16 protein-coding genes are annotated in these 23,416 nt (G+C 40.9%); 14 read left to right on the top strand and 2 right to left on the bottom strand.

What is annotated here, in order from left to right; genetic code table 11:
* Window positions 1-29: 29 nt before the first annotated feature.
* The 5 genes from H5118_RS11455 (at window position 30) to H5118_RS11475 (ending at window position 7,041) form a co-directional block, all read left to right on the top strand.
* A complete protein-coding gene (locus H5118_RS11455; protein ID WP_182748880.1) occupies window positions 30-848 on the top strand; it encodes an AraC family transcriptional regulator in 819 nt (272 codons plus the stop codon).
* Window positions 849-929: 81 nt separating this feature from the next.
* Entirely contained in the window at window positions 930-1,238 is a 309-nt protein-coding gene (locus H5118_RS11460; RefSeq protein WP_039490315.1) for a hypothetical protein, read from the top strand.
* A gap of 150 nt (window positions 1,239-1,388) precedes the next feature.
* Window positions 1,389-2,651: a TolC family protein gene (locus H5118_RS11465; protein ID WP_182748882.1), complete on the top strand. Its 1,263-nt coding sequence runs from the start codon at window positions 1,389-1,391 to the stop codon at window positions 2,649-2,651.
* A complete protein-coding gene (locus H5118_RS11470) occupies window positions 2,648-3,895 on the top strand; it encodes an efflux RND transporter periplasmic adaptor subunit (protein ID WP_182748884.1) in 1,248 nt (415 codons plus the stop codon). Before H5118_RS11465 ends, H5118_RS11470 begins: the two co-directional genes overlap by 4 nt.
* Before the next feature lie 8 nt (window positions 3,896-3,903).
* On the top strand, window positions 3,904-7,041 hold the full coding sequence (locus tag H5118_RS11475; RefSeq protein ID WP_182748886.1) for an efflux RND transporter permease subunit: 3,138 nt from the start codon (window positions 3,904-3,906) through the stop codon (window positions 7,039-7,041).
* 77 nt (window positions 7,042-7,118) lie between these two features.
* Here the strand turns inward: H5118_RS11475 and H5118_RS11480 are convergent, their stop codons facing one another.
* Window positions 7,119-8,354: a TMEM143 family protein gene (locus H5118_RS11480; RefSeq protein WP_182748888.1), complete on the bottom strand. Its 1,236-nt coding sequence runs from the start codon at window positions 8,352-8,354 to the stop codon at window positions 7,119-7,121.
* A 555-nt stretch (window positions 8,355-8,909) separates the two neighbouring features.
* Here H5118_RS11480 and H5118_RS11485 point away from each other — a divergent pair.
* The 5 genes from H5118_RS11485 to H5118_RS11500 all read left to right on the top strand — a co-directional run bounded on the left by H5118_RS11485 (window position 8,910) and on the right by H5118_RS11500 (window position 14,781).
* A complete protein-coding gene (locus tag H5118_RS11485; RefSeq protein ID WP_010554604.1) occupies window positions 8,910-9,494 on the top strand; it encodes a YqaA family protein in 585 nt (194 codons plus the stop codon).
* A 376-nt stretch (window positions 9,495-9,870) separates the two neighbouring features.
* A complete protein-coding gene (locus H5118_RS20830; protein WP_310736097.1) occupies window positions 9,871-10,113 on the top strand; it encodes a hypothetical protein in 243 nt (80 codons plus the stop codon).
* On the top strand, window positions 10,107-10,484 hold the full coding sequence (locus tag H5118_RS20835; RefSeq protein WP_310736098.1) for a GGDEF domain-containing protein: 378 nt from the start codon (window positions 10,107-10,109) through the stop codon (window positions 10,482-10,484). The genes H5118_RS20830 and H5118_RS20835 overlap by 7 nt, the downstream gene beginning before the upstream one ends.
* A 163-nt stretch (window positions 10,485-10,647) precedes the next feature.
* Window positions 10,648-12,009 carry a hypothetical protein gene (locus H5118_RS11495; RefSeq protein WP_182748889.1) on the top strand — a complete coding sequence of 454 codons (1,362 nt, stop codon included), beginning with the start codon at window positions 10,648-10,650 and terminating at the stop codon, window positions 12,007-12,009.
* 126 nt (window positions 12,010-12,135) lie between these two features.
* Entirely contained in the window at window positions 12,136-14,781 is a 2,646-nt protein-coding gene (locus H5118_RS11500) for a DUF2339 domain-containing protein (protein ID WP_182748891.1), read from the top strand.
* Window positions 14,782-14,883: 102 nt separating this feature from the next.
* Here H5118_RS11500 and H5118_RS11505 read toward each other — a convergent pair whose 3' ends face one another.
* Entirely contained in the window at window positions 14,884-18,324 is a 3,441-nt protein-coding gene (locus tag H5118_RS11505) for a PAS-domain containing protein (protein ID WP_182748893.1), read from the bottom strand.
* Between the two features lie 414 nt (window positions 18,325-18,738).
* Here H5118_RS11505 and H5118_RS11510 point away from each other — a divergent pair, with 414 nt between their 5' ends.
* The 4 genes from H5118_RS11510 (at window position 18,739) to H5118_RS11525 (ending at window position 23,338) form a co-directional block, all read left to right on the top strand.
* Window positions 18,739-19,002 (top strand): DUF4212 domain-containing protein, encoded by a 264-nt coding sequence (locus H5118_RS11510; protein WP_002961535.1) that lies wholly within the window; start codon window positions 18,739-18,741, stop codon window positions 19,000-19,002.
* A 10-nt stretch (window positions 19,003-19,012) separates the two neighbouring features.
* A complete protein-coding gene (locus H5118_RS11515; RefSeq protein WP_002961534.1) occupies window positions 19,013-20,737 on the top strand; it encodes a sodium:solute symporter family protein in 1,725 nt (574 codons plus the stop codon).
* Between the two features lie 123 nt (window positions 20,738-20,860).
* Window positions 20,861-22,699, top strand: coding sequence for a DUF294 nucleotidyltransferase-like domain-containing protein (locus tag H5118_RS11520; protein WP_182692794.1), 1,839 nt, complete (start codon window positions 20,861-20,863; stop codon window positions 22,697-22,699).
* Between the two features lie 15 nt (window positions 22,700-22,714).
* On the top strand, window positions 22,715-23,338 hold the full coding sequence (locus H5118_RS11525) for a 3'-5' exonuclease (RefSeq protein ID WP_182748895.1): 624 nt from the start codon (window positions 22,715-22,717) through the stop codon (window positions 23,336-23,338).
* Window positions 23,339-23,416 lie beyond the last annotated feature (78 nt).

A 23,416-nucleotide genomic window follows, 5' to 3' on the forward strand; every position in this document is an offset into this window, starting at 1 on the left:
TTATTTGTCCAAAACTATCATTTTAAATTATGCGCAACACTATTGTAGATGTACTCGATATTGGCCCAGAGTGTACAGAGCGGTTTATTGATTTAACGACGCTTTCGCAAATGCCAAACCTTGAAATAGAGCTGGCAGGTTGCTCTAATTTATTGGGTGGCTATTGTGTTGCACGTACTAACCCGCTCGAACACACTCTTTTTTATACTTTGGCTGGTCAGGGCACACTTAAAACAGTTAATAACCAATACTCATTAACTGAAAATAGCTTAGCTATATTGCCTGCAAGGCAAAGTTTTGAGGTTAAAATAGCAAGCGAAAAGTGGGATGTTATTTGGCTAAACCTTGCAAACACTAAACGCTGGCAACACTTGAATTTAGCACAGGCTAAGGTATTAACTAATCAGCAATTAGCGCCATTACATTTAGCTATGGAGCTTTTATATAGCGAAAGTAACGCTACTTTGCGCGAAGGTGTTATGCCTATTTTAAGCCACTATTTAAACACTACGCTTCAAAGCGAGCCGCAAATAGGTGGGCAAAACAGATTAACCAGCTTGTTTTTAGAGGTAGAAGAGCGCTTACAGTTTGATTGGACAATAGAAGTTATGTGCGAGCACGTGCATTACTCAGCACCGCATTTACATAGGTTATGCCAAGCGCAATTTGGTAAAAGCCCTATGCAGCAGCTTATTTATTTACGCATTAAACGAGCTAAAAGCTTACTACTAAATACCCGCTGGCCTGTTGCCCATATTGCTGCTTACGTGGGGTATCCTAATATATTTAATTTTTCTAAACGGTTTAAAAAATCAGTGGGTGTATCACCAAGTGAATTTAGAAAATAACGTAAGCGGCTCTCTACATTTGAATAAATTTAAGGTATTGTGCGATTTCTTAAATTGCATTTTAGAGTTTTTAGGTAGGTAATGCGCTCAAACTACTTTTTAGTCGTGATACTTTTAGTGCTTGTGCACAGCTTTATTAGCTGTGATGCGGCGGCGTATCACCTGCAAGAAGAAGTTGATCACGTTACGCATGTTCATTCTCAAACAAATGCAAACGATGAAGATGCGCAATCACCTACTGAAATACATGCCCATCAGCATTGCCACTGTGGTTACTACAGTACGCTAAATCACTCTATAAGCCCTGAGCAAAGCCAAGCTACACTGCCTGCGTGCTATAGCGGTTTAAACTATCCACCAGATGTTCCGCCACCAAATTTTTATAGCTAGTTTTTAATTTTAAACACTTTGTAAATAACTGCCTGCGCCTGTGCGCTATAAGGCTAGTTATGTACATATTTAGGTTGCTTAATTGCGCTTGTTTTTAAAATAGGCGTAGTGATTAAGTCAACTCTGTTTGTTAAAAAACGGACATGCTATATGAATAAAAAACCACTTATGCTGGTGGCGCTACTGTGCGCATTACCTGCAATGAGCGTTTTGGCAAAAAATGAGCCTCAAAACGTATTAACGCTAAAGCAAGCGCTTAAAAATACCGAGCAGCAAAATGCTGAACTTAAACGCTACCCGTATCATCAAAAAATATTAACGGCGCTTAAAACCCAAGCTGCGCTTTCACCTAATCCTGAGCTGAGTTTTGAAGCTGAAAATTTTTTAGGAACCCACGGCTCCCATGCGTTTTCGGGGGCGCAGTACACGCTGGCTTTAAGCCAATTAATAGAGCTGGGTAATAAACGGCAAAACCGCATTAACTACGCCACGGCAAATATAAAAGCGCAAACAATTGAGTATAAAAATACTCGGTTAGCACTTTTAGCAACCACCGCTGAGCGCTATTACCAAATACTTAAATTTCAGGCGTTAATTGCTTTAAATAGTGAGCGTAAAAACACCGTTAAGCAGGCACTTAACGCAATTGAAAAACGCGCTAAAGCGGGTGCAGCCTCAAGTGCTGATGTAACCCGCATGCGTTATGCATTAAGCCAAGTAGATTTAAATACGCTGATGCTAAATAGCGAATTTGAGCGTGCGCGCTTAGCTCTAACCGAGCTTTGGCAAGAGCCGCAAGTGAGTGATTACTATGCTGGCGATTTATCACAAATAGCTGCTGTTAAAAGTGAAGCAGTGCTACTTGATGCGGTAAATACAGCACCTGAATTTGCACTGCTGCAGCAGCAATATATGCAGCAAACGGCTAATTTATCGCTGCAGCGCTCAAGCGGGCAAAGCGATTTAACCCTGGGTGGTGGCGTGCGATATAACCAGCAAACTAATGCCAGCTCGTTGGTGTTTTCTTTTTCAATGCCACTGCAATTAAGCAATTCTAATAGCGGTAATATTGAGGCTGCAAAGCATCAACTTACGCTACTTAATGAGCAACAAGGGCAATTACGTGTTCAGCTACGCCAGCAAATACGCACGCTCTATGCGTATTACCAAGGTAAAACTGCGCAGGCACAGCTATTAACACAGCAAGTTATTCCACAAGCACAAACGCTTATAAAACAAAGTTTAAAAAGCTATCAACAAGGGCAAATATCGGTGTTGCAATTACTCGACGCACAGCAAGCTTTATTTGATTCTAAACGCGCACTTATCAACATCCATAGCGAGCTATATCAAGTGCTGCTTACCCTTGAGCGTTTAACTGGCCAACCTTTAATTGAGACTCATCAATCATGAATAACACTCTTATCGCATTATTTATAACGCAATTATTTACATTCCCATTTTTAAGTAGCACGGCTATGGCATCTGATAGCCATCACGAAAAAGGTCACGAAGAAGGCCACAAAGACGAACACACACAAAAAGGCCCACACGGCGGATTTTTACTAACCAATAACGCCCTTGATTTAGAGCTTAAGTTAACCCAGTTTGCAGGTAATACCGAGCTGCGAATATATGGCTTTAATAACAATAAAGCCATTGATATAAACCAGTTAGACGTAACCATAAACGTGCAGCGTTTAAGTGAAGAGCCACAGCTTATTCGTTTTAAAGCTGAAGATGACTATTTAGTAAGTACCGTGAGCGTAAACGAGCCGCATTCTTTTAAGCTTGATGTAATGGCACGCTATAAAGGCGTTGAAATAAATTATCATTATGAGCAAGAAGAAGGGCGTACAACGCTAAGCTCCCAAGCAATTGAACGCGCAGGAATTAAAACCGACATTGCAAAAGCAGGTAGCGTTGAACTAACAGATACTTTATTTGGTGTTATAGCACCCACCGCGCACGGCACCGTTGAAGTAATGGCGCCTTATACCGGCTTAGTTAACGATATCTTTGTAAGCATTGGTCAAAACGTTAAAAAAGGCGATAAACTTGCCAGTATTACCAACCGCGAAACCCTACAAAATTACACCATAAAAAGCCCAATTACAGGCGTTATTACCGAGCAATATTTAAAGCGCGGTGAGCTTGCCAACAGCGCATTAATGCAAATAGTAAACCTTGAAACCGTATGGGTCGAGCTCTCGGCTTTTCCTGAAAATATTGAAAAGCTCGCCATAGGACAAAGCGCAAAAGTGTACGATTTACATCATCATTTAAATGCGCAAGGTGAGGTGTTTTACATAGCCCCGATGATGAGCGGCGGGCATATTGCGCGTGCGCGAATCGAGCTTACAAACCCTGATGGTCATTGGCGTCCTGGTATGCATGTTAATAGCGACATTAGTACTGCAAAAGTAGATGCTGCAGTGCGAGTAAAGGCTACAGCTGTGCAGGAATTTAACGGCAAACCTAGTGTGTTTATTAAAAGCGGCAATGTATTTGAAGTACGCCCTGTAAAGCTTGGTGCTAAAAACAGCGAGTGGGTAGAGGTACTTGAGGGGCTCTCGCCAAATAGTGAGTACGTAACGCAAAACAGTTATGTAATTAAAGCCGATATTTTAAAAAGCGGCGCAAGCCACTCACACTAGGAGGCAGCATGATTGATTGGATAGTTTCTTTTGCGGTTAAACGCCGAATGATGGTGCTTGCGCTCACGCTTTTATTTGCTGGGTTTGGTGTATACAACACACAAAATTTAGCCGTTGATGCCGTACCCGATATAACTAATGTGCAAGTACAAATAAATACAAAAGCGCCTGGGTTTACCCCGCTTGAAGCAGAGCAGCGCATTACCTATTTAATTGAAACCGCTATGGCGGGCATACCAAAGCTTGATTACACTCGTTCGATTTCGCGTTATGGACTTTCGCAAGTTACCGTTATTTTTAACGAAGGCACCGATATTTACTGGGCGCGCCAGCAAATATCAGAGCGCATTCAAAGTATTCGCTCAGACTTGCCAGCCAATATTGAGCCAAACTTAGGGCCAATTGCCAGCGGGCTAGGGGAGATTTTTACTTACTCTGTGCATGCAAATAAAGGCGCATCAAAAGACGATGGCACGCCATTTAACGCAGAGGATTTACGTACTCTGCAAGATTGGGTTATTCGCCCGCAGCTATTAAAAGTAAAAGGCGTTACCGAAATAAACAGCCAAGGTGGCTTTGAGCGCCAGTACCAAGTAGCGCCCATGCCTGAAAAACTACTCGCTTATAAGCTCACGCTAAGCGATGTAATTACTGCACTTAAATTAAATAACAGTAATCAAGGCGCAGGGTTTATAGAACGTTTTGACGGACAATATTTAGTGCGCTCGCCAGGGCAATTAAAAACCATTGATGACATCGCTAACACGGTTATTGCTAAGCGAGATGATGCACCGGTACGGATTAAAGATGTAGCAAATGTGCGTTTAGGTAAAGAGCTTAGAACCGGCGCTGCTACTTATAACGGTAAAGAAACCGTGCTCGGCACCGCCATGATGCTAATTGGCGAAAACAGTCGCGTAGTGGCAAAAGCCATGGCTGATAAACTCAAAGACGTACAGCTAAGCTTGCCTGAAGGTGTTGTGGTAGAAGCAGTTTATGACCGCACAACCCTTGTTGATAAAACCATAGCAACCGTAAAAACCAACCTGTTCGAAGGCGCGGTGCTAGTGATTGTTATTTTGCTGCTGTTATTAGGTAATGTAACTGGTGCGCTTATTACGGCAATGGTTATTCCGCTTAGTATGTTATTTGCCGTTACCGGTATGGTAGGTAATCGTGTATCGGGTAACCTAATGAGCCTAGGCGCAATCGACTTTGGTTTAATCGTTGATGGCGCTGTAATTGTGGTTGAAAACTGTTTAAGGCAACTTGGCCTTGCGCAGCATAAACATGGCCGGCTACTTACATTAAATGAGCGTTTAAGTGTTGTAACCGCCGCTACTAAAGAAGTATTTAGCCCAGCGGTGTTTGGCATTTTAATTATTATGCTGGTTTATTTGCCGCTGTTTGCGCTTAGTGGGGTTGAGGGAAAAATGTTTCAGCCAATGGCATTTACGGTTGTAGCCGCACTAGTTGGCGCACTTATTTTTGCTGTTACCTTTGTACCTGCCGCTATTGCGGTATTTGTGCGAGGAAAAGTAAGCGAGAGCGAAAATGCCGTTATGCGGGGTATTAAAAAAGGCTACAAACCACTGCTTGGTTTATCGCTTAAGTTGCCGTGGGTGATGTTAAGCATTGCTGCTGTGCTTGTAATTGCACTTGGCTTTAAAGTTAAAAATATGGGCGCTGAATTTTTACCGCAGCTTGATGAAGGCGATATAGCCATGCACGCACTGCGCATTACCGGCACCGGTATTGAACAATCGGTAAAAATGCAAAAAGAGCTAGAGCAAGCCATTTTAGACATACCTGAAGTTGAAAAAGTATTTTCAAAAATTGGCACCCCAGATGTAGCAAACGATCCTATGCCACCTAACGTTGCCGATACCTTTTTAATGTTAAAGCCGCGTGAACAATGGCCTGATCCCGCTTTAAGTAAAGAAGAGCTGGTTAAGCAAATTCGCCATTTAGTAAATGAAGTACCAGGTAATAATTATGAGTTTACGCAACCTATAGAAATGCGTTTTAACGAGTTAATAGCAGGCGTGCGCGCCGACGTTGCGGTGCGTATTTATGGCGATGATTTATCAACATTAAAACAGTATGGCGAAAAAGCCACAGCCTTGGTGCAAAACATTACAGGCGCAACTGATGTACGCCTTGAGCAAATGGAAGGTTTGCCTACACTTTCGGTAACGCCGCTTCGCGATCATATGGCGCTGTTAGGTTTAACAGTAACCGATATACAGCAAAGTGTAAGTGCTGCGGTAGGCGGTGTACAAACCGGGCTTATTTATGAAGGCGATAAACGCTTTTCGTTATTAGTGCGTTTAGATGAGCGCTGGTCAAACGATGTATCACAGCTTGCGCGTTTGCCAGTGGCCGTGCCCAAAAGTGCCAACCCAGACCTTGCATTTGTTCCGCTTGGCGAAGTAGCAAATATTAGTATTGATAAAGGGCCTAATCAAATAAACCGTGAAAGCGGTAAGCGTAATGTTGTTGTTACTGCAAATGTAGAAGGGCGTGATTTAGCAAGCTTTGTAAGTGATGCACAAGCCGCTTTAAATTCAGATCTTAATTTACCAAGTGGTTATTGGATTGAATACGGCGGTACATTTGAGCAATTAGAATCGGCAAGTAAGCGGTTATCGCTGGTGGTGCCAGTTACTTTATTGCTTATATTTGGCCTGCTTTACAGTGCGTTTAATTCACTTCGTGATTCGTTAATTATATTTAGCGGCGTACCACTTGCACTGACCGGAGGTGTGCTTGCGTTACTATTACGCGATATGCCGTTATCAATATCGGCAGGCGTGGGGTTTATAGCGCTAAGTGGTGTAGCGGTATTAAATGGCGTGGTTATGCTGTCGTTTATTAAACAATTAAGAGCCGATGGGCTCAGTTTAATCGATGCGATACAAACAGGTGCACTTTCGCGCCTGCGTCCAGTACTTATGACCGCTTTAGTGGCAAGTTTAGGGTTTATTCCTATGGCGCTAAATACAGGCACCGGCGCTGAGCTACAAAGGCCGCTGGCTACGGTTGTGGTTGGCGGGATTATTTCATCAACCTTACTTACGCTATTAATATTGCCTGCACTTTATAAATTAGTGCATGCAAAGTTTAATAGACATCAAGCAGCTTAGCCAGTTGAAGCTCAATACATAACGTAAAAAGCAGCTGAAATTTCAGCTGCTTTTTGTTGTTAAGTAAACTTTGCAGGTTAATTATATTGAAAAAGGTTATCCCAGCGCTCATCCAAAATAGTTTTTGCGTGTTCCAAATTTGTTGCGCTATACACATCATTAGTGCACGTTACTAAGCGCATACGCTCCAACTTTTCAAGCGCATCGCTAATTTCAAAATCAAGATCGCACTGGTATTTGCTTTTAAACCAATGCTCTATTTGTTCATCAAGCGTTTGGGCGGTTAAGCCGTTTTCTGATTTTAGTAAAAACGTATACGCAAGCAGCGCTTCTTTTATGTCTTCCTCTTCGGCGGCGTCTATAAGGGTGTGAAAAACACCGGCGTTATTATCAAGGTTTTTAAAGTAGAGGTTATCGCTAAGCGCTTTCATAAATTTAATTTTACGGTTTTTAAACTTACTCCACTCTTTAAAAATAAAGCTGCCAAATACTCCCATGCCAATAGCAAAGGTAATAAAGTGTTGTTGCGTCATTTCGACAGCTTCACTTCTAAAGCCCCCCCAAAAAGCAAACAGAGCAAGCAATAATACGATTGATGCGCCAAGTTTAGTTATAAGTACCACTGCACCGCCAACTAAAGCCGATGAGCCAATAATTGCTTTATCAATAGGGCGCATACGTACTTCACTATTAGGAAATAGCATTTCGAGATCGGCCTTTGGCACATTTTGAAACAGCTTAACTATGGTCGAACTTGGCTCAAACCCTAAAGGCATTTTATTTTTAGCTTCAAAATAAGCGCTGTCTTTAAAGCGAATAAACACGGCTACTCGGTCGTAATTAGTAAAGTGCAGCGGTTTTTTACGAAGGCCCCAAAAGCTGGTTATGGTTTCAGTGAGTTGCGACTCGCCACGGCGATAAAAAACCACTTCTTCAAAGTCATCAAATTCAACCTCAAGGCGCACCTTAAATAGTGACTCTTCGTTCAATGCATCTTGTAAGTCTTCATTGGTGATCACTTCAAAGTTAGCTGCATTAAGTACCTTAGCAAAATCTTTAGCAAAATCTCGTTGGCACTGCGCTTTTTGATCCTCCGATACTGGCGCTAATGATCGCGTGTCACTATTGGGATCAAAAGGGGCGTAGTTGTTTTTAAGTGATTCAAGTGTTGCGTGGTAATCGTAATGAATAAGGCTTGCTAGTAAATCGCAAAATTGTTTAAACGATGTTTTTTGTGTACTGCTTTTAAGCTCTTCGCTACACATATCGACAATATCTTGCTTTCTAAAGGGAATAAAACGCGCACTTTGCATAAGTTTTTAACTGCTTTGGTAGGTATTTAACTGCATTGACACATAATAAAATATTCTTATGGATATTACTAATTTGTTAATGCAGTAGGGCGTATTGATCATTGGTGGTTGAATTTGCAGCTGTGTGTTTGGTTTTTAGGCAAGGCAGAGCCTATGTAGTGTGGTTATTCCACATAAATAAGGCGATAACGCAGCATAAATACCAAACATGCGCTGCCCTTTGAGCTCGATCTAGGGACGATTAACTCTTTGTTGCCTACATGGATGTAGGTAAGGGGGTGAGCATGACGCGGAAGCTTTGCTCGATTTTTACTTATTCTTACATGGATGTAAGCCAGTAGGGTAACGCAGGAGCAGTTACCGAGCCCACTAGGTTACAAACCTCGCGCCGCGATTTAATCTTCCTTGGATTGAACAAATTTCAATCCACAAAGATCAATACGCCCTAGGACCTGATAAATTTACTACACTGTTTTCAGCGTGTATTAACCTAAATGTGTAACTATTGGCTTATTGAATACTCTTGTTCTTACAGATAAGTGAAAAGGATTTACTATGGCAATTCAAAAAAAGCTAAAAGAAAAAACGCGTAATTTTATTGACTCTAAGCATATGCTTAGCGGTATTACAGTGGCGTCGTTTTTAGAGTCAACCATAGTGCCTATTCCACTTGAGGCTGTATTAGTACCGCTAATGCAAGCTCGTAGAGAGAAGCTATGGCTTATCGCCTTAATGGCGACTTTAGGTTGCATAGTGGGTGCATTGTTTGGTTATGCGTTGGGTTATTATTTATTTGATGCGGTTGGTGATTGGATTATTAATACGTTTTCGAGCCCTGAGCAATTTGAAAACGTTAAGCAGCAAATGCAAGATCAAGGTTTTTGGTTTGTTATAACGCTTGGCATTGTGCCAATTCCGTTTCAAATAGCGATGCTTGCAGCAGGCGCGACTAAGTATTCTATTTGGCTATTTTTATTGGCCTCAGGTATCGCGCGTTCTATTCGTTACTTTGGTCTGGCTATTATTGTTTATTATGCAGGTAATGAAGCTGAGCGAATCATTAGTAAACACAAAACTAAGGCAATGGTTTTAATAACGTTACTTGTGTTAGGGGTTTGGGGATTAAGCTTGGTGATTTAAGCTCATTATTAAAGATTATTAACCACCTTATTCTAATAAGCCTTTTTGGTAATGTGCTATAGTTTTTTAATATAGTATCGAAAAGCTTAGGGTTAATATGATTGAAACTGTAAAGCTCACTATCAGGCTTTCTAATTTTTTTAAAATGAGCTGGAAAAATAAAACTGTAAGCCTATTTTTATTAGCTTATATTGTTATTTTTTCAGCCTACTCCCTAACTAACTTTCCTCCCTTACAAGTTCAAAATAATGTTTACGGTTTTACAACTGATTTTATTAATTTAATTGTTCTTATTTTTTTATTTTGGATGGTTCAGTGCTCCAAACTTTCAAAGCTTGCATATACATTTTCGACTCTCGGATTAATGCTCTGGTCCATGGGTAATACAGCTGATTTAATCGATGAGATAGTGATACAGCCTTACTGGGTAAGTATTTATTTTGAAGATTTATGCAGAACCAGCGGCATGCTTTTAACTTCCTATGGTTTATTTAAAACTATGCGCTTTGTACAAAGTATTAATAACCGATTAGCGCGTGAGCTCATTATTGACTACATAATAGACGTTATTTTTATCAGCACGCTAAAGGTGCTCAGCACTCACCTTACGTTATTTTAATTATCGATATAGACCACTTTAAAGCAATCAATGATGAGTTTGGTCATGATGTTGGTGATGTAATGCTTAAAGAACTAGCAACTAAATACGACAATGCTTTTACGCACCAAAACAAATTTGCTCGCCTCGGTGGTGAAGAATTTGGTGGCTACTTGCCTACAAATAATATGACGCAAGCGTGTGATTTTTCGCAGCAATTAATTGACCTTGCGCACACCATAAATATTCAAAACTCTCGTCACTTAACAGTAAGTATAGGTGTTGCAATGCAAACGCCTAATGAGCCTTTAGATAAAGTAATGAAGCGCGCTGATCAAGCTTTATATTTAGCTAAGAAGAGTGGCCGAGATCGTTTTGAAATTGCCCCATAAGCGTTTTAATTATATAAAAACACGTCCTTATTGTTTGCACATTTACTACACTTTTTAACGTTTTCGTAAGGAAGTGTCAGTGAGGGTAATGCTTTGTAAATCATGAAATTAAAATAGAATGTTTGGGTCATAATGGGGATATTAATAATAAGGAATAACCTTAATGACTAACTCCCTTTTAAAAGCTGCATTACCCTTAAGTCTAATTACTATTTTGTCGGGCTGCGGCTCTGACGATAGCTCAAGCTCTACAGGTTACATCCAATTGTATAACGGCTCTTACAATAGCCCATACACACGTTTGTTTGTCGAAGAAACAGAGCGCTCAGGCGCTGATTTTGCTGATGTAACTACTCGCCATAACTACACCACAGACACTTATGATGTAAGTTTTGAGTACCTAGATGCTAACGACAGCTATATAACAATTAGCGATCAAGAAATTTCTATTAAGGGTGACAAAACACAGTTAATAGTAATGAGTGGTAACTTTGATGAACCTACATTTACAGAGCTTAGCGTACCTATTACAAGCGATACGGGTGAGTTTAACTTAGGGTTTTATAATATTGCAGGAGAGGACACTAACTACGATATTTACTTAGCAACTGATGATGGTGTATTTGAAAGCGCGACACTTTTTTCATCGGCTCAATATTTAAGTGAGTTAGATCTGCAAAGCGTTGATGAAGGTTATTACACTATTTACATAACAGAAGCGGGCAGCAGTGATGTTGTGTACGAGTCGTCATCTGTTTATTTATACGATGAAGCAAGTTATGTAGCAATGATCCGCCCAAGTTATGCAACAGAAGAAGGCGGCATTACGCTTGATGTAGTAACCGATAATAACTACGTTACTGAGCTTAAACATCAATCTGCCCTAGGGCAATTACGTTTTATAAATACGGTTGATGACTACTCGCCAGTAAGCTTTTCTGCTACACGCGGTACAACTGTAAATACAACAAATACAGTCGCTAGTGACTCTTATACCGATTATGTTGAACTTTCGCCTAATAGTTACAGCGTAGCGATGTACGATGAAGAAGGTACAAAACTAGCTGATAACTTTTTAATGACGCTAGAGCGCGAGCAAAGTGCGGTGGGTATTTTCTATAACGACGCAGATAACGGTTTACGTATGATGAGCGTTGAAGAAAATCTAACACCAAGCAGTTACAGCCATACGGTATCGGTTGTAAACCTAATTGAAAGCTACGCAGGGCAGTCGGTTTCAGATGTAGATGTGTACTTTACACTTAACGGCGAAACGGTAGACGACACTAGTAACGTAGTCGATGGCCTAGATAAGTATGACCAAGAAGAGCAGGTTGTAGATAACGAAATTTACACGATTTATGTTGTTTACGAAGACAACGGCCAGCAAATTGTGCTTATTCAACAAAGCGATATGGACTTTACACAAGAGGGTAACTACATATTGATTTTAGAGCATGATGAAACAACAAGCTCTGGTTATAAGATGACCCTAGAGCGCACTATTACCGATAGTGTTGAATAAACCTAAACATATTAAGTAGCATAAAGCCTAAGCACTTTAAGTACTTAGGCTTTTTTATTGAACAAAATTTACCTACTCATTAATAATTAGGTACACTCAGGGCATAATAATTAATAAGAGTGTGCCATGGATGATTTAGTTGGGTTAGCCGTCATAGTAATACTGGTTGTAGTTGCCGGTGCTATTTGCGGCTTAATAGCGCTAGTGCAGTTAAATGCATTAAAACAAGAAGTTGCTGTTTTAAGGGCCAAAATAACACATCTACAAACACATAAATCGATATCGCAAAGTGAACCTCAAAGTGAAGCATCTACGGCTCAGGCAGCGCTTTCAAGATCAGAGCCAATTGCTCATAAAGCACAGCCAAGCTTAACGTCCCAAAACGCGTCGCCACCTGTAATAAATCAGCTATCAGCGCCTCCTAAAAAAGCCAAACCAGCTGAAGCATCAGCCATAGAATTACTATTTAATAAATTGCGCGCAGGGTTTGAAGAGAACTGGATGACCTGGATAGGCGCAATAGCGCTTGCGTTTGGGGGCATCTTTTTAGCTAAATACAGCCTAGAAGCGGGATTATTATCGCCTGTAATGAGGTTGAGTTTAGGCGGCTTATTTGGGCTTGGCCTAATTGCAGCCGCAGCTTATTTACACCATAAACGCATTGTATTTGAAGGCTTTAATAATTACATACCCGCAGCGCTTGCAAGCGGCGGGTTTATTACCTGTTTTGCTTTAACGCTTTTAGCTTACAGCAGTTACGACATGCTGAGCCCTACCGTGGCATTTTTTGCACTGGCAGTTATTGCAATTAGCGCAAGTGCTATGGCGCTTAGGTTAGGCCCGCTATTGGCCGTGCTTGGTATTATTGGCGCTTACAGCGTACCAATATGGGTTAATACAGGCAGCGGTAACTTGTTTACGTTATTTATGTATGTTGGTTTTGTAAGTTTGTCGGCTGCGTTAGTTGCACATAAAGTGCAGCGAGCTTGGTTGTGGTATTTATTATGGGCAGGGCACATTGGCTGGTATTTAGTTGGTTTTACGCTACTTAAAGTTAATACCGTTTGGTTAATGGGGGCATTTGCTTTACTTAGTATTGTAGGGTTAATTGCTATACCGCGCTTAGGTCTAAAACTGAATGTTATTGAACATCGCCCGCACAGTTTAAAACGTTTACTTAAAGTGCTTCCAGATCATGCATTACTACTCGCTTTTATAGCGCCCTTAATATCTACTATGTTGATCAGTCACTTTGATATGCAGTGGCAAGCAATCGGCGTGTTAAGTATTGTATTGGTGTTATTTTTAGTCCTTAAAAATAGCCGTTGGGATATTTGGCAGGGCGTAGCGTTAGTTATTTCAACGCTATTAGTATTAGGCGCTCAGCGCACGCATCTTTCGCCAAATCTATTTGATGACGCCCTCTTTATATTCAAAAATGAGTATGGTTTGGGTTTATTACTCGGGTTGTTACTTACCGCTTTTGGGCTTTATTACGGTAAAAAACAGATTAAGCGTTTAGCGTTTCATATTACGGGGGCATTTAGTGCATTTGTAATGATAGCGACTTTATATACGCATATTCCTAATTCTGCGTTAAGTACTGCATATCCACTTTGGGCCGTTGCATTGTTTGTAGTGGCGGCTATTTTAATAAAGTGTGCGCAACATAATACAACGCTTTTTCAGCGTTTTACTTATTGGGTAGGGGCTAATGCCAATATTACGTTAGCAATTACCATGCTACTAAGTGACAGCGGCCTAACCATTGCACTTGCTGTACAAGTATTACTTATAAGCGTACTTATTAAACGCTATAACGTGCCTATGCCGCATTGGCCTATAAAAGCCTTGGTTGCTGCGTTATTACTGCGCTTAACGCTCGCACCTTGGACACCAAGTTCCGATGCACTTACGGTATTTGGCTTACATTGGAGCATTGTGGTTTATCCGTTATGTATCGCGTTATTTTTTGCCGCAGCTAAGTGCTTTGACTCATCAAAACTTAAAATATGGCTCGAAGGTGCAGCTCTTCATTGTTTAGCGCTTTTTATTACTACCGAAACAAGTTATCAGTTAGTAGGGCATTATCCGCAATTTGATTCACTTAACTTTTACGAACAAATACTCCTTACCTGTAACTGGCTGGCATTAGGGTGTGTGTATTTACACAGAGCAAAACTTGCCGGTACTTTAGCTAAGTTATATAAAGTGGCGGGTTTTGCACTTGCGGGGTTAGCAGGGTTTTTTGCTATTAAAACACTACTTGACGATAACCCATTATTTGAATCACTTTACATAGGTGAGCTGCCAATATTTAACTGGTTATTACTATTGTGGTTAGTTCCTGCAGGATTAACGCTTTGGCTGGCCAAGCTTGTAAAACCAATAAATGCTAAAGCTACGCCATTTATATTGGCCGTTGCAGGTGGCTTTATATTATTGGCAATAAACAGCTTTATTCGTCAGTACTGGCAAGGTCCTTATATGTACTTATCCAAAGGCGCAAGCAATGCAGAGCTTTATAGTTACTCTGTTATTTGGTTAGTATTGGGGGCGGGTACTGTTATTTTTGGGCATTTAAAAAATCAATTATTAATACAAAAAGTAGGCCTGGGCATACTAGCTGCCGTTATTGTTAAAGTGTTTTTAATTGATATGGCTAACTTGGAGGGCTTACTTAAAGCGCTTTCGTTTATTGGATTAGGGCTTTCATTGGTGGGGTTAAGTTGGTTGTTCCAAAAGCTTAGAAGCCGAGTAAATCCAGTTTAATTTTATGAACACTTTATAAAGCAAAGCCCAGTGAAGATACTGGGCTTTTTGTTTTACGCTATTACTTGATAGCTTTTAACTAGAACACTTTTAACTAGATCACTATGTACTGTGATTAAGCAGTGCCTTTAGTTTGCCCGGTTTAATTGGCTTACTTAAATAATGAATATTAGCGGCTTTGGTTTCCTGTTTAAGCTCGGTGTCGCGCACTGCGGTAATTAAAATAGCAGGGACTTGGCTTTGCCAAATTTCGCGCAGGGTTTTAATTAGCGTTATCCCATCGCAGTCGCTACCTAATTGATAGTCCATTAAAATAACATCGGGTGCACCGTTTTGCTTAGCATGCGCCAGTACATTATCTACGTTATCAAAAAGGGTGTAATTAGCTTGCCACTTTTTAAGTAAGCTTGCCATTGCTGCTAAATTTTCAGGGTCGTCGTCTACGGCAACAATATTAATTGCTGCACGGTTTTCTATTAAGCTGTTTTTAGTACTTTTTTGTTGTACAAACTGCTCGTCACCATAAGGTACCTCAATGCTAAAACGGCTACCTTTATTTGGTTCAGAATGCACATCAAGCGGCAAACTTAATAAGTCAGCCATACGTTTTACAACACCTAAGCCTAAGCCTACGCCTTTGTTATCGCCCGACTCAACACGGTAAAAGTCGTTAAATATTTTAGCTTGCTCTACTTCGCTAATACCTGGGCCTGTATCCCATACTTCTATTCGTAAATTGTGCTTCCGGTTCCTGCAGGCAATTAATACACGACCATTATCGGTGTATTTAACTGCATTAGAGACCAAGTTTTGAATAATTCGGCGCAGATAGGTTATATCGCTGTGCACAATTTGCTGGTTTGAACGCACACTAAGTTTAAGACCTTTATCACTTGATAAAATAGCGTATTCACTTTGCAGTGGCGCTAAAATATCTTCAATATAAAAGTGGCGAGGGGTAGGGGTCATAGCGCCTTGCTCAAGCTTAGCTATTTCAAGCAATGCCGACATTAAATGCACGGTTGAATCGAGACTGTCGCCTAACTTTTCAAAGCTGTTTTGGTTAGTGCTGTCGAGTTGCTTTTCGTCAATGGCGGCAAGGTATAAACGTGCTGCATTTAACGGCTGTAAAATGTCGTGGCTTGCCAGCGCTAAAAAACGCGTTTTACTGTCGTTGGCTTGCTCTGCTTCTCGTTTAGCTAAAGTAAGTGCTTGCTCGGTTTGTACACGGCTATCTATTTGAGCTTGTAAGTCTTTATTAATAGTTTGCACTTCTTGAGTACGTGCTTCTATGCGGTTTTCAAGATCCATGTTTACTTCTTCAAGCGCATTTTGCGTACTTATGTGGTTTGTAATATCTGAAAAGCTGGTAACAAATCCGCCATCGGGCAGCGGATTACCAATCATTTCGTATACTTGGCCATTACGACGGTGGCGAATAAAATGATGCGAGCTGCCATATTTTAAATGCTGTACACGTTTTTCTACTTGGCGTTCTATTTCACCAGGGCCACATTCACCACGGTTAGCGTTGTATCTAATAATGTCTTCTATGGGTTGGCCTACTTCTAAAAAGCCTTCAGGGTAGCCAAACATTTCATTGTAGCGTTTGTTCCATGCAACGAGTTTTAAATCTTTATCAACAACTGAAATACCGTGGCTTAAATTTTCGAGTGAGGTAAATAACAGATTTTGATTAAATTGCAGCGCTTGTGTGGTTTCGTCAAAAAAGTTTACAACTTCTTCAAACGCCATACGCTTACCCGACGATACCGTATGTATTAATGCTTGCGCTGACGATGCGCCAAGCACGCCTGTTAATGCGCGTTCGCAGTAGGCTATAAATTCAGGCTCTGGGTGTGCGTTGTTATCGCTTAAATGATGGGCGAGTGCGTAATGGGCCAATACTTGTTGGCTGCGCTGAATCCCTAGAAATGTTTGCAGTAGTATTTTAAAGTCGTAAACGGTGGCTTTTACGTCTTTATTTAAGCGCCTTGATAAAATAGCCTGATCTTTAGGGTTAACAAAAGCAGCGGCCTGAATTTTATCAATTAAGCGCTCCTCAGCCCCAAGTGAAAAACTAATATAACAACCAATATTGGCAAACAAAGCTATCAAGGTTCCACGCGTTATAAGCGTTTGTTGCAGCTCGCTATCAAGGGTTGTGCCGGCATCGAGTATTGGCAGCATTAAAAATAGTATCCAGCAAATAAAGCCTGCTACTAAACCTGCATACACCCCATAAGCATGACCTTTTCGCCAATATAAACCACCCACAATAGAGGGCAGCAATTGGGTAACAAGTGAAAACGCCACCAAGCCCATACTGGCCAGTGCGCTACTATGGCCAAACCATTGCTGATAGAAATAGGCCAAAATTAATATGCCTGCAATAGCAAAGCGCCTTACAAGTAATATGCGAGACTTATAACTGCTGGTAATTAAGTTACGTTTAAACTTTCTACGCAGCATTAACGGCAGTACCACATCGTTTGAAATCATCGTGCTTAATGTAAGCGTTGCTACCACTATCATTGCGGTGGCGGCAGATAGTCCACCTATAAATACAAAAGTGGTTAAGAATGCATTGTCGTTAATTAGCGGTAGGGCAAGTACAAAGCTGTCGGGTGAATAACCGCTGCCAATTTCAGGATGAATGGCCGCAGTCGCAATAGGTAAAATCATTGCGGCTGTTAGTAGTAAATACAGCGGAAAAGCCCAGCGAGCGGTAAGTAAGTGGCGTTTGTTTTGGTTGTCGACCACGGTTACATGAAACTGGCGAGGCAAACATATAATAGCCGCTGCAGCCATTAAAGACTGGCCAATAAAGTTAAAGCTAAAAAAGTTAAAATCGCTCCAGTGACCCCAAATAGACTCAGTTACTTTGTTCGTGGTGGCTTCGGGTAAATTAAAAAGTGTAAATACTGCAAGCCCCGCAACGGCAATAAGAGCAATAAGTTTAATCATAGATTCAAATGCAACAGCGAGCATTAAGCCAGAGCGATATTCAGTTACATCAACTTTGCGAGTACCAAAAAATATAGCAAATAAAGCCATAATTAGTGTGGCAGAAAGCGCGAGCATATCGCCGGATATTTTATTACTGTTTTGCAAAAGTAAAAAGCTTGTACTAAGCGCTTTTAATTGCAGTGCAATGTAGGGAATGGTTGCCAGTAATGCGATTACAGTAACCATTATTGCTGTAGTTTGACGTTTGCCGTAACGAGCTGAAATAAAGTCAGCAATAGTCGTTATATTTTGTTTTTTACTTACCAGTACCAGCTTACGTAAAAATCCTTGGCCGAATAAAAACAGCAACGCAGGGCCTAATAATATTGGCAAGTAACTCCAACTGCTGGTGGCGGCTGTTCCTACCGAACCGTAATAAGTCCAAGAGGTACAGTAAATCCCAAGTGAGAGTGAATACACAAAAGGGTGATGGCTAATACGCTTTGCTAAAGGGGTTGTTTTATCGCCCCAATTGGCAAGCCAAAACAGCACACCTATATAACTTAAAGCAACAATAATGAGTACGGCAGTCATGTTGTTATTAAACCTTATTATTTTAAATAATCCCTCATCCCTATGAGGGATTAACACAATACCAGAACTGAGGTTAAGTGTGAGGGTTGAATTTAAAATAAAACTTTTATTTTATTTATATCTTACTGAATATTAACAGTAAAAATAAAACACCCTTGAGCATTAGACTAATGTCGCATTAATGACCAACTTATCAATTTAATCATAAAGCCAGCTAACAAAAACAGCCTAAGTAATTGAAATAATATAAAAATATATAAAACACGCTTGAATGACAAATACAGTTTACGTAAACGTTAACAATCTGTTACGACTATGGTCTCAATTCAATATGTAACCAGCGTTGCTAAATTGGTAAGCGAAGATAAAAAACCACTCATCGCGATATTGCGGTGCTTAAAGGGGAAAACAAAAATGGCTTTTAAAGATGAAGAACAAGCAAAAGCTTATTGGGCAGAAAACATTTCGCTGTTATTTAAACTGTTAGCAGTGTGGTTTGTCGTGTCTTTTGGCTTTGGCATATTACTGGTTGATGTACTTAATGAAGTACGTTTTTTTGGGTTTAAACTTGGCTTCTGGTTCGCCCAGCAAGGCGCGATTTATACCTTTGTTGCTTTGATTTTTGTGTACGTTTTCAAAATGAATACGTTAGATAAAAAATACGGCGTAGACGAATAGGAGCTAAGCAATGGATGTTCAAACACTCACGTTTTTAATTGTTGGTTTAAGCTTTGCGCTTTATATCGGCATAGCAATATGGGCCCGAGCGGGTTCAACCAAAGAGTTTTATGTAGCGGGCGGCGGCGTACCTCCTCTTGCTAATGGTATGGCAACAGCTGCCGATTGGATGAGCGCCGCGTCGTTTATTTCAATGGCGGGTATTATTTCGTTTGCAGGTTACGATGGCAGTGTTTACTTAATGGGGTGGACAGGTGGTTATGTACTATTAGCCATGTGTTTAGCGCCTTACTTACGTAAATTCGGCAAGTTTACTGTGCCAGACTTTATTGGCGACCGTTACTATTCACGTACCGCGCGTTTAGTTGCTATTTTTTGTGCCATATTCATTTGTTTCACTTATATAGCAGGGCAAATGCGTGGCGTAGGCGTGGTATTTTCACGCTTTTTAGAAGTAGAAATTGAAACCGGTGTTTACATTGGCATGGTGATTGTATTCTTTTATGCGGTACTTGGCGGCATGAAAGGCATTACCTACACACAAGTAGCGCAGTATTGTGTACTTGTATTTGCCTACCTTGTACCAGCCATTTTTATCTCGATGATGATGACGGGTCACTTCTTCCCACAAACCGGTTTTGGTGCCACATTAATTGGCAGCGACGGCGTATACGTACTTGATAAACTAGATGGCTTAAGCGCTGAACTTGGTTTTGCGCAATATACCGAAGGCTCTAAGAGCATGATTGACGTGTTCGCTATTACTGGTGCGTTAATGGTAGGTACTGCTGGTTTACCACATGTAATTGTACGCTTTTTCACTGTACCTCGCGTAAAAGACACACGTATTTCTGCTGCATGGACTCTTGTGTTCATCGCGATTGTTTACACAACAGCACCTGCGGTTGCAGCCTTTGCTCGCGTAAACATGGTTGATACTATTAATGGTAAAGACGGTAGCGGTACAGCTTACGCAGAAGCACCAGGATGGATTAAAAACTGGGAACGCACAGGTTTAATTACATTTGATGATAAAAACGGCGATGGCAAAATGTTCTACACGGCGGGTAAAATCACCGATCCGAACAGTGCTAACGAAGTAAATGTAGACCGCGACATTATGGTATTAGCAAATCCAGAAATTGCTAATTTACCAGCATGGGTAATTGCACTCGTAGCTGCTGGTGGTATTGCCGCTGCATTGTCTACAACAGCAGGTTTACTACTGGTTATTTCGACCTCCGTTTCGCACGATTTACTCAAGCGAACCCTCAAGCCCGATATTACCGACAAGCAAGAGTTACTTGCAGCGAGGTTGGCAGCCATGGTCGCTATTGTTATCTCCGCGTACTTTGGTATTAACCCGCCTGGATTTGTGGCATCGGTAGTGGCATTTGCATTCGGCTTGGCGGCAGCGAGTTTCTTCCCAGCAATTATTATGGGTATATTCTCTAAAACAATGAACCGAGAGGGCGCAATTGCAGGCATGGTAACGGGTATTGGCTTTACCGCTGCGTATATCATCTTCTTCAAGTTTGTAAGCCCTGAGCTTAATAATCCTGAACATTGGTTTTTAGGTATTTCGCCTGAAGGTATTGGCTTAATTGGTATGATTATTAACTTTGTAGTAGCTGCAGTTGTTCTTAAATTTACTCAAGCTACACCTATTGAAATTCAAGAAATGGTAGAAGGTATTCGTAACCCTAAAGGGTCAGCTGAAGCGCACGATCACTAGGCAACATTTATAGATATAGTAAAAAAATATAAAGCACCCAAAGCCCGACTTTAGTCGGGCTTTTTATTTGTTTAATAAATAAGTACATTAGATTGGTACATCACCATTTAAAGAGCGAATACAATGAGTGTAGAACAACAAGAAATAGCCCAATACGTTTGTTTGCAAGCGCCTTTTACTATGCTTGATAGCAGCGCATGCGAATACTTTGTAAATCATCTTGATATTATTTACCTTACCCGCGAAAACCAAACTCAGTGGTTACAAAGTGAAAACCCTAAACTATTTTTAATTCGCTCTGGTTTGTACGACCTAGTTGATGGCAAGGGCGATGTTGTTACGCGCTTAGCGCAAGGTGACTATTTTGGTTTTCCGTCGCTATTAACCGGTGAGGCAATTCAAAATAGGTTAGAAGTACAAAAAGAGGGGATAGTGTATATGCTCTCTCAAACGCACTTTGATTTTTTACGCAGAGAATATAAATCGTTTGAGCAATACTTTGTACGCGCTCATGCTAACCGGTTGTTGTCATCGCATTATAAAAGTAAAAACGATAGCTGGTCGGAACGTAAAATATCAGAGCTGATGACGCGCACAGCAATTACGCTTACGCCCGATGCAAGTATTAGGCAAAGCGCTAAAAAAATGAAAGAGCATGGCGTATCGTCAATAATGATAACGCAGCACGCGCACTTAGTAGGGGTTGTGACCGACCGCGATTTACGCAACCGAGTACTTGCCGACGAGGTAGATCCACAAGACGCAGTAAGCAGTATTATGACCGCAAAACCTAAGTTTATATTTGAAAATAACCGGGTGTTTTCGGCGCTGCACTTAATGCTTAAATACAATATTCACCATTTGCCCGTGCTTGACGAAAACCATAACCCGATAGGGATGATAACCAGCACCGATTTACTGCGCCAACAAAAAAGTGACCCCGTACAGCTTATTGGGCGCATATATAAAGCGCACACTGTTACTGATTTAAAACGCTACGCTAAAGAAATTCCCGAACTTTTGCGTAGTTTTTCGTACAACATTGACGACATATCGCTAATTGGTAAATTACTCAGTGGTTTAACCGATGCGCTTACATCGCGCCTGATTCACTTATTTCAAGAAGAGCATGGCGCAGCGCCAACCAGCTTTAGTTTTATTTGCTTTGGCTCGCAAGCACGCGAAGAACAAACCCTGCATTCAGATCAAGATAACGGCTTATTACTCCCTAACGACTTAACCACCGAGCAACACGCTTACTTTAAAAGTATGGGCGAGTTTGTATGCGAGAATTTAGTTGAGTGCGGCATTAGGCGTTGCCCAGGTAATATTATGGCAAGCAGTGATGAGTGCCGTATGAGCGTAAACGACTGGAGCGAGCGCTTTTTTAAATGGATAAAAAGCCCCACACCCAATGCAATGCTTAACTGTAAGATATTTTTTGACCTGCGATTTATTGAAGGTTCAAACGCTTTATACACGGCTTTTTGTGAGCAACTAATTCGTATATCGCGTAACGACTTATTCTATGCCGCAATGGCAACCGACATAAGCAGCAACAGCGTGCCAATTGGTTTATTTAATAAATTTAAAACAGAAAAAACAGATCAAAATAATAAATACATAGATTTAAAAAAACGCGGTGTCGTAATTATAAATGACATAGTGCGATTATACGCTTTAAAAGCGGGTATTAGGCGCGCCAACACGCAAGAGCGATTAGACGCACTACTAAAATATAAACTGATCAGCAAAGAAGATATATACAACCTAAAAGACTGCTGGCGGTTCTTAACGCAGCAGCGCTTGAGTACACAAATAAACGAAGAGGGCTTACCGAGTAATTGTATTAATCCTAATAAATTAAACTCACTAGAGCGCCATCAACTAAAAGAAGCGTTTTATCTTGTTAAACAAGCGCAGCAAGCCGCTGCGTTTAAGTTTGCTCGCGGCAGTTTATAATGATGGATTACTAACATGGTAAAAAAGCTGCTCACTCGGTATTTAAAGCGCCGTAAATTACTAGGCAAAAATGCCTTACAACAACGTTATTTGGTGATTGATTTAGAGCTAACTGGCCTTGATGCAAAACAGCACGAAATTGTATCACTAGCGTGGGTGGTAATAGATAACCAATGTATAAAAATGAGCGAGTCGCAGCACCTTATAAATAAAGACGTAAAAAGCCTTGAGCAAAGTCCTGTTTTTCATGGGATTAGCGATGATGCTATAGCAAAGGGGCTAAGCCTAAACAGTATATTAATGCAATTAAGTAACCATTTTAGCGACTGTATTTTAGTGTTTCATAATGCCATGCTCGACTGGGGCTTTTTAAAAATAGCGCTTAAAAATGCCAATATAACAATACGGCCTAAACTCATAATCGACACACTGCATATTGAGCAAAAGCGCTTACTCCATCATTCAACTGAAATAAAACAAGATGATTTAACCCTTAATGCTTGCCGCACACGTTATGAGTTACCAAGCTATCATTGCCATCACGCACTGACCGATGCACAAGCCACTGCCGAGTTACTGCTAGCCCAGTGTCATCAAATAAGCCGTGGCAAAGAGTTAAAAGTAGGCGAGTTGATGTAGGTTGGCTGAAGGCGGGGCTTTATGCCGCGCGAGATAAACTCCCGCCTACAATAAAGAGCAGTTTACTTTTATTGTTAT

Source organism: Pseudoalteromonas sp. SR41-1 (genome assembly GCF_014164015.1).
In the GTDB taxonomy this organism is placed as follows: Bacteria; Pseudomonadota; Gammaproteobacteria; order Enterobacterales; family Alteromonadaceae; genus Pseudoalteromonas; species Pseudoalteromonas distincta.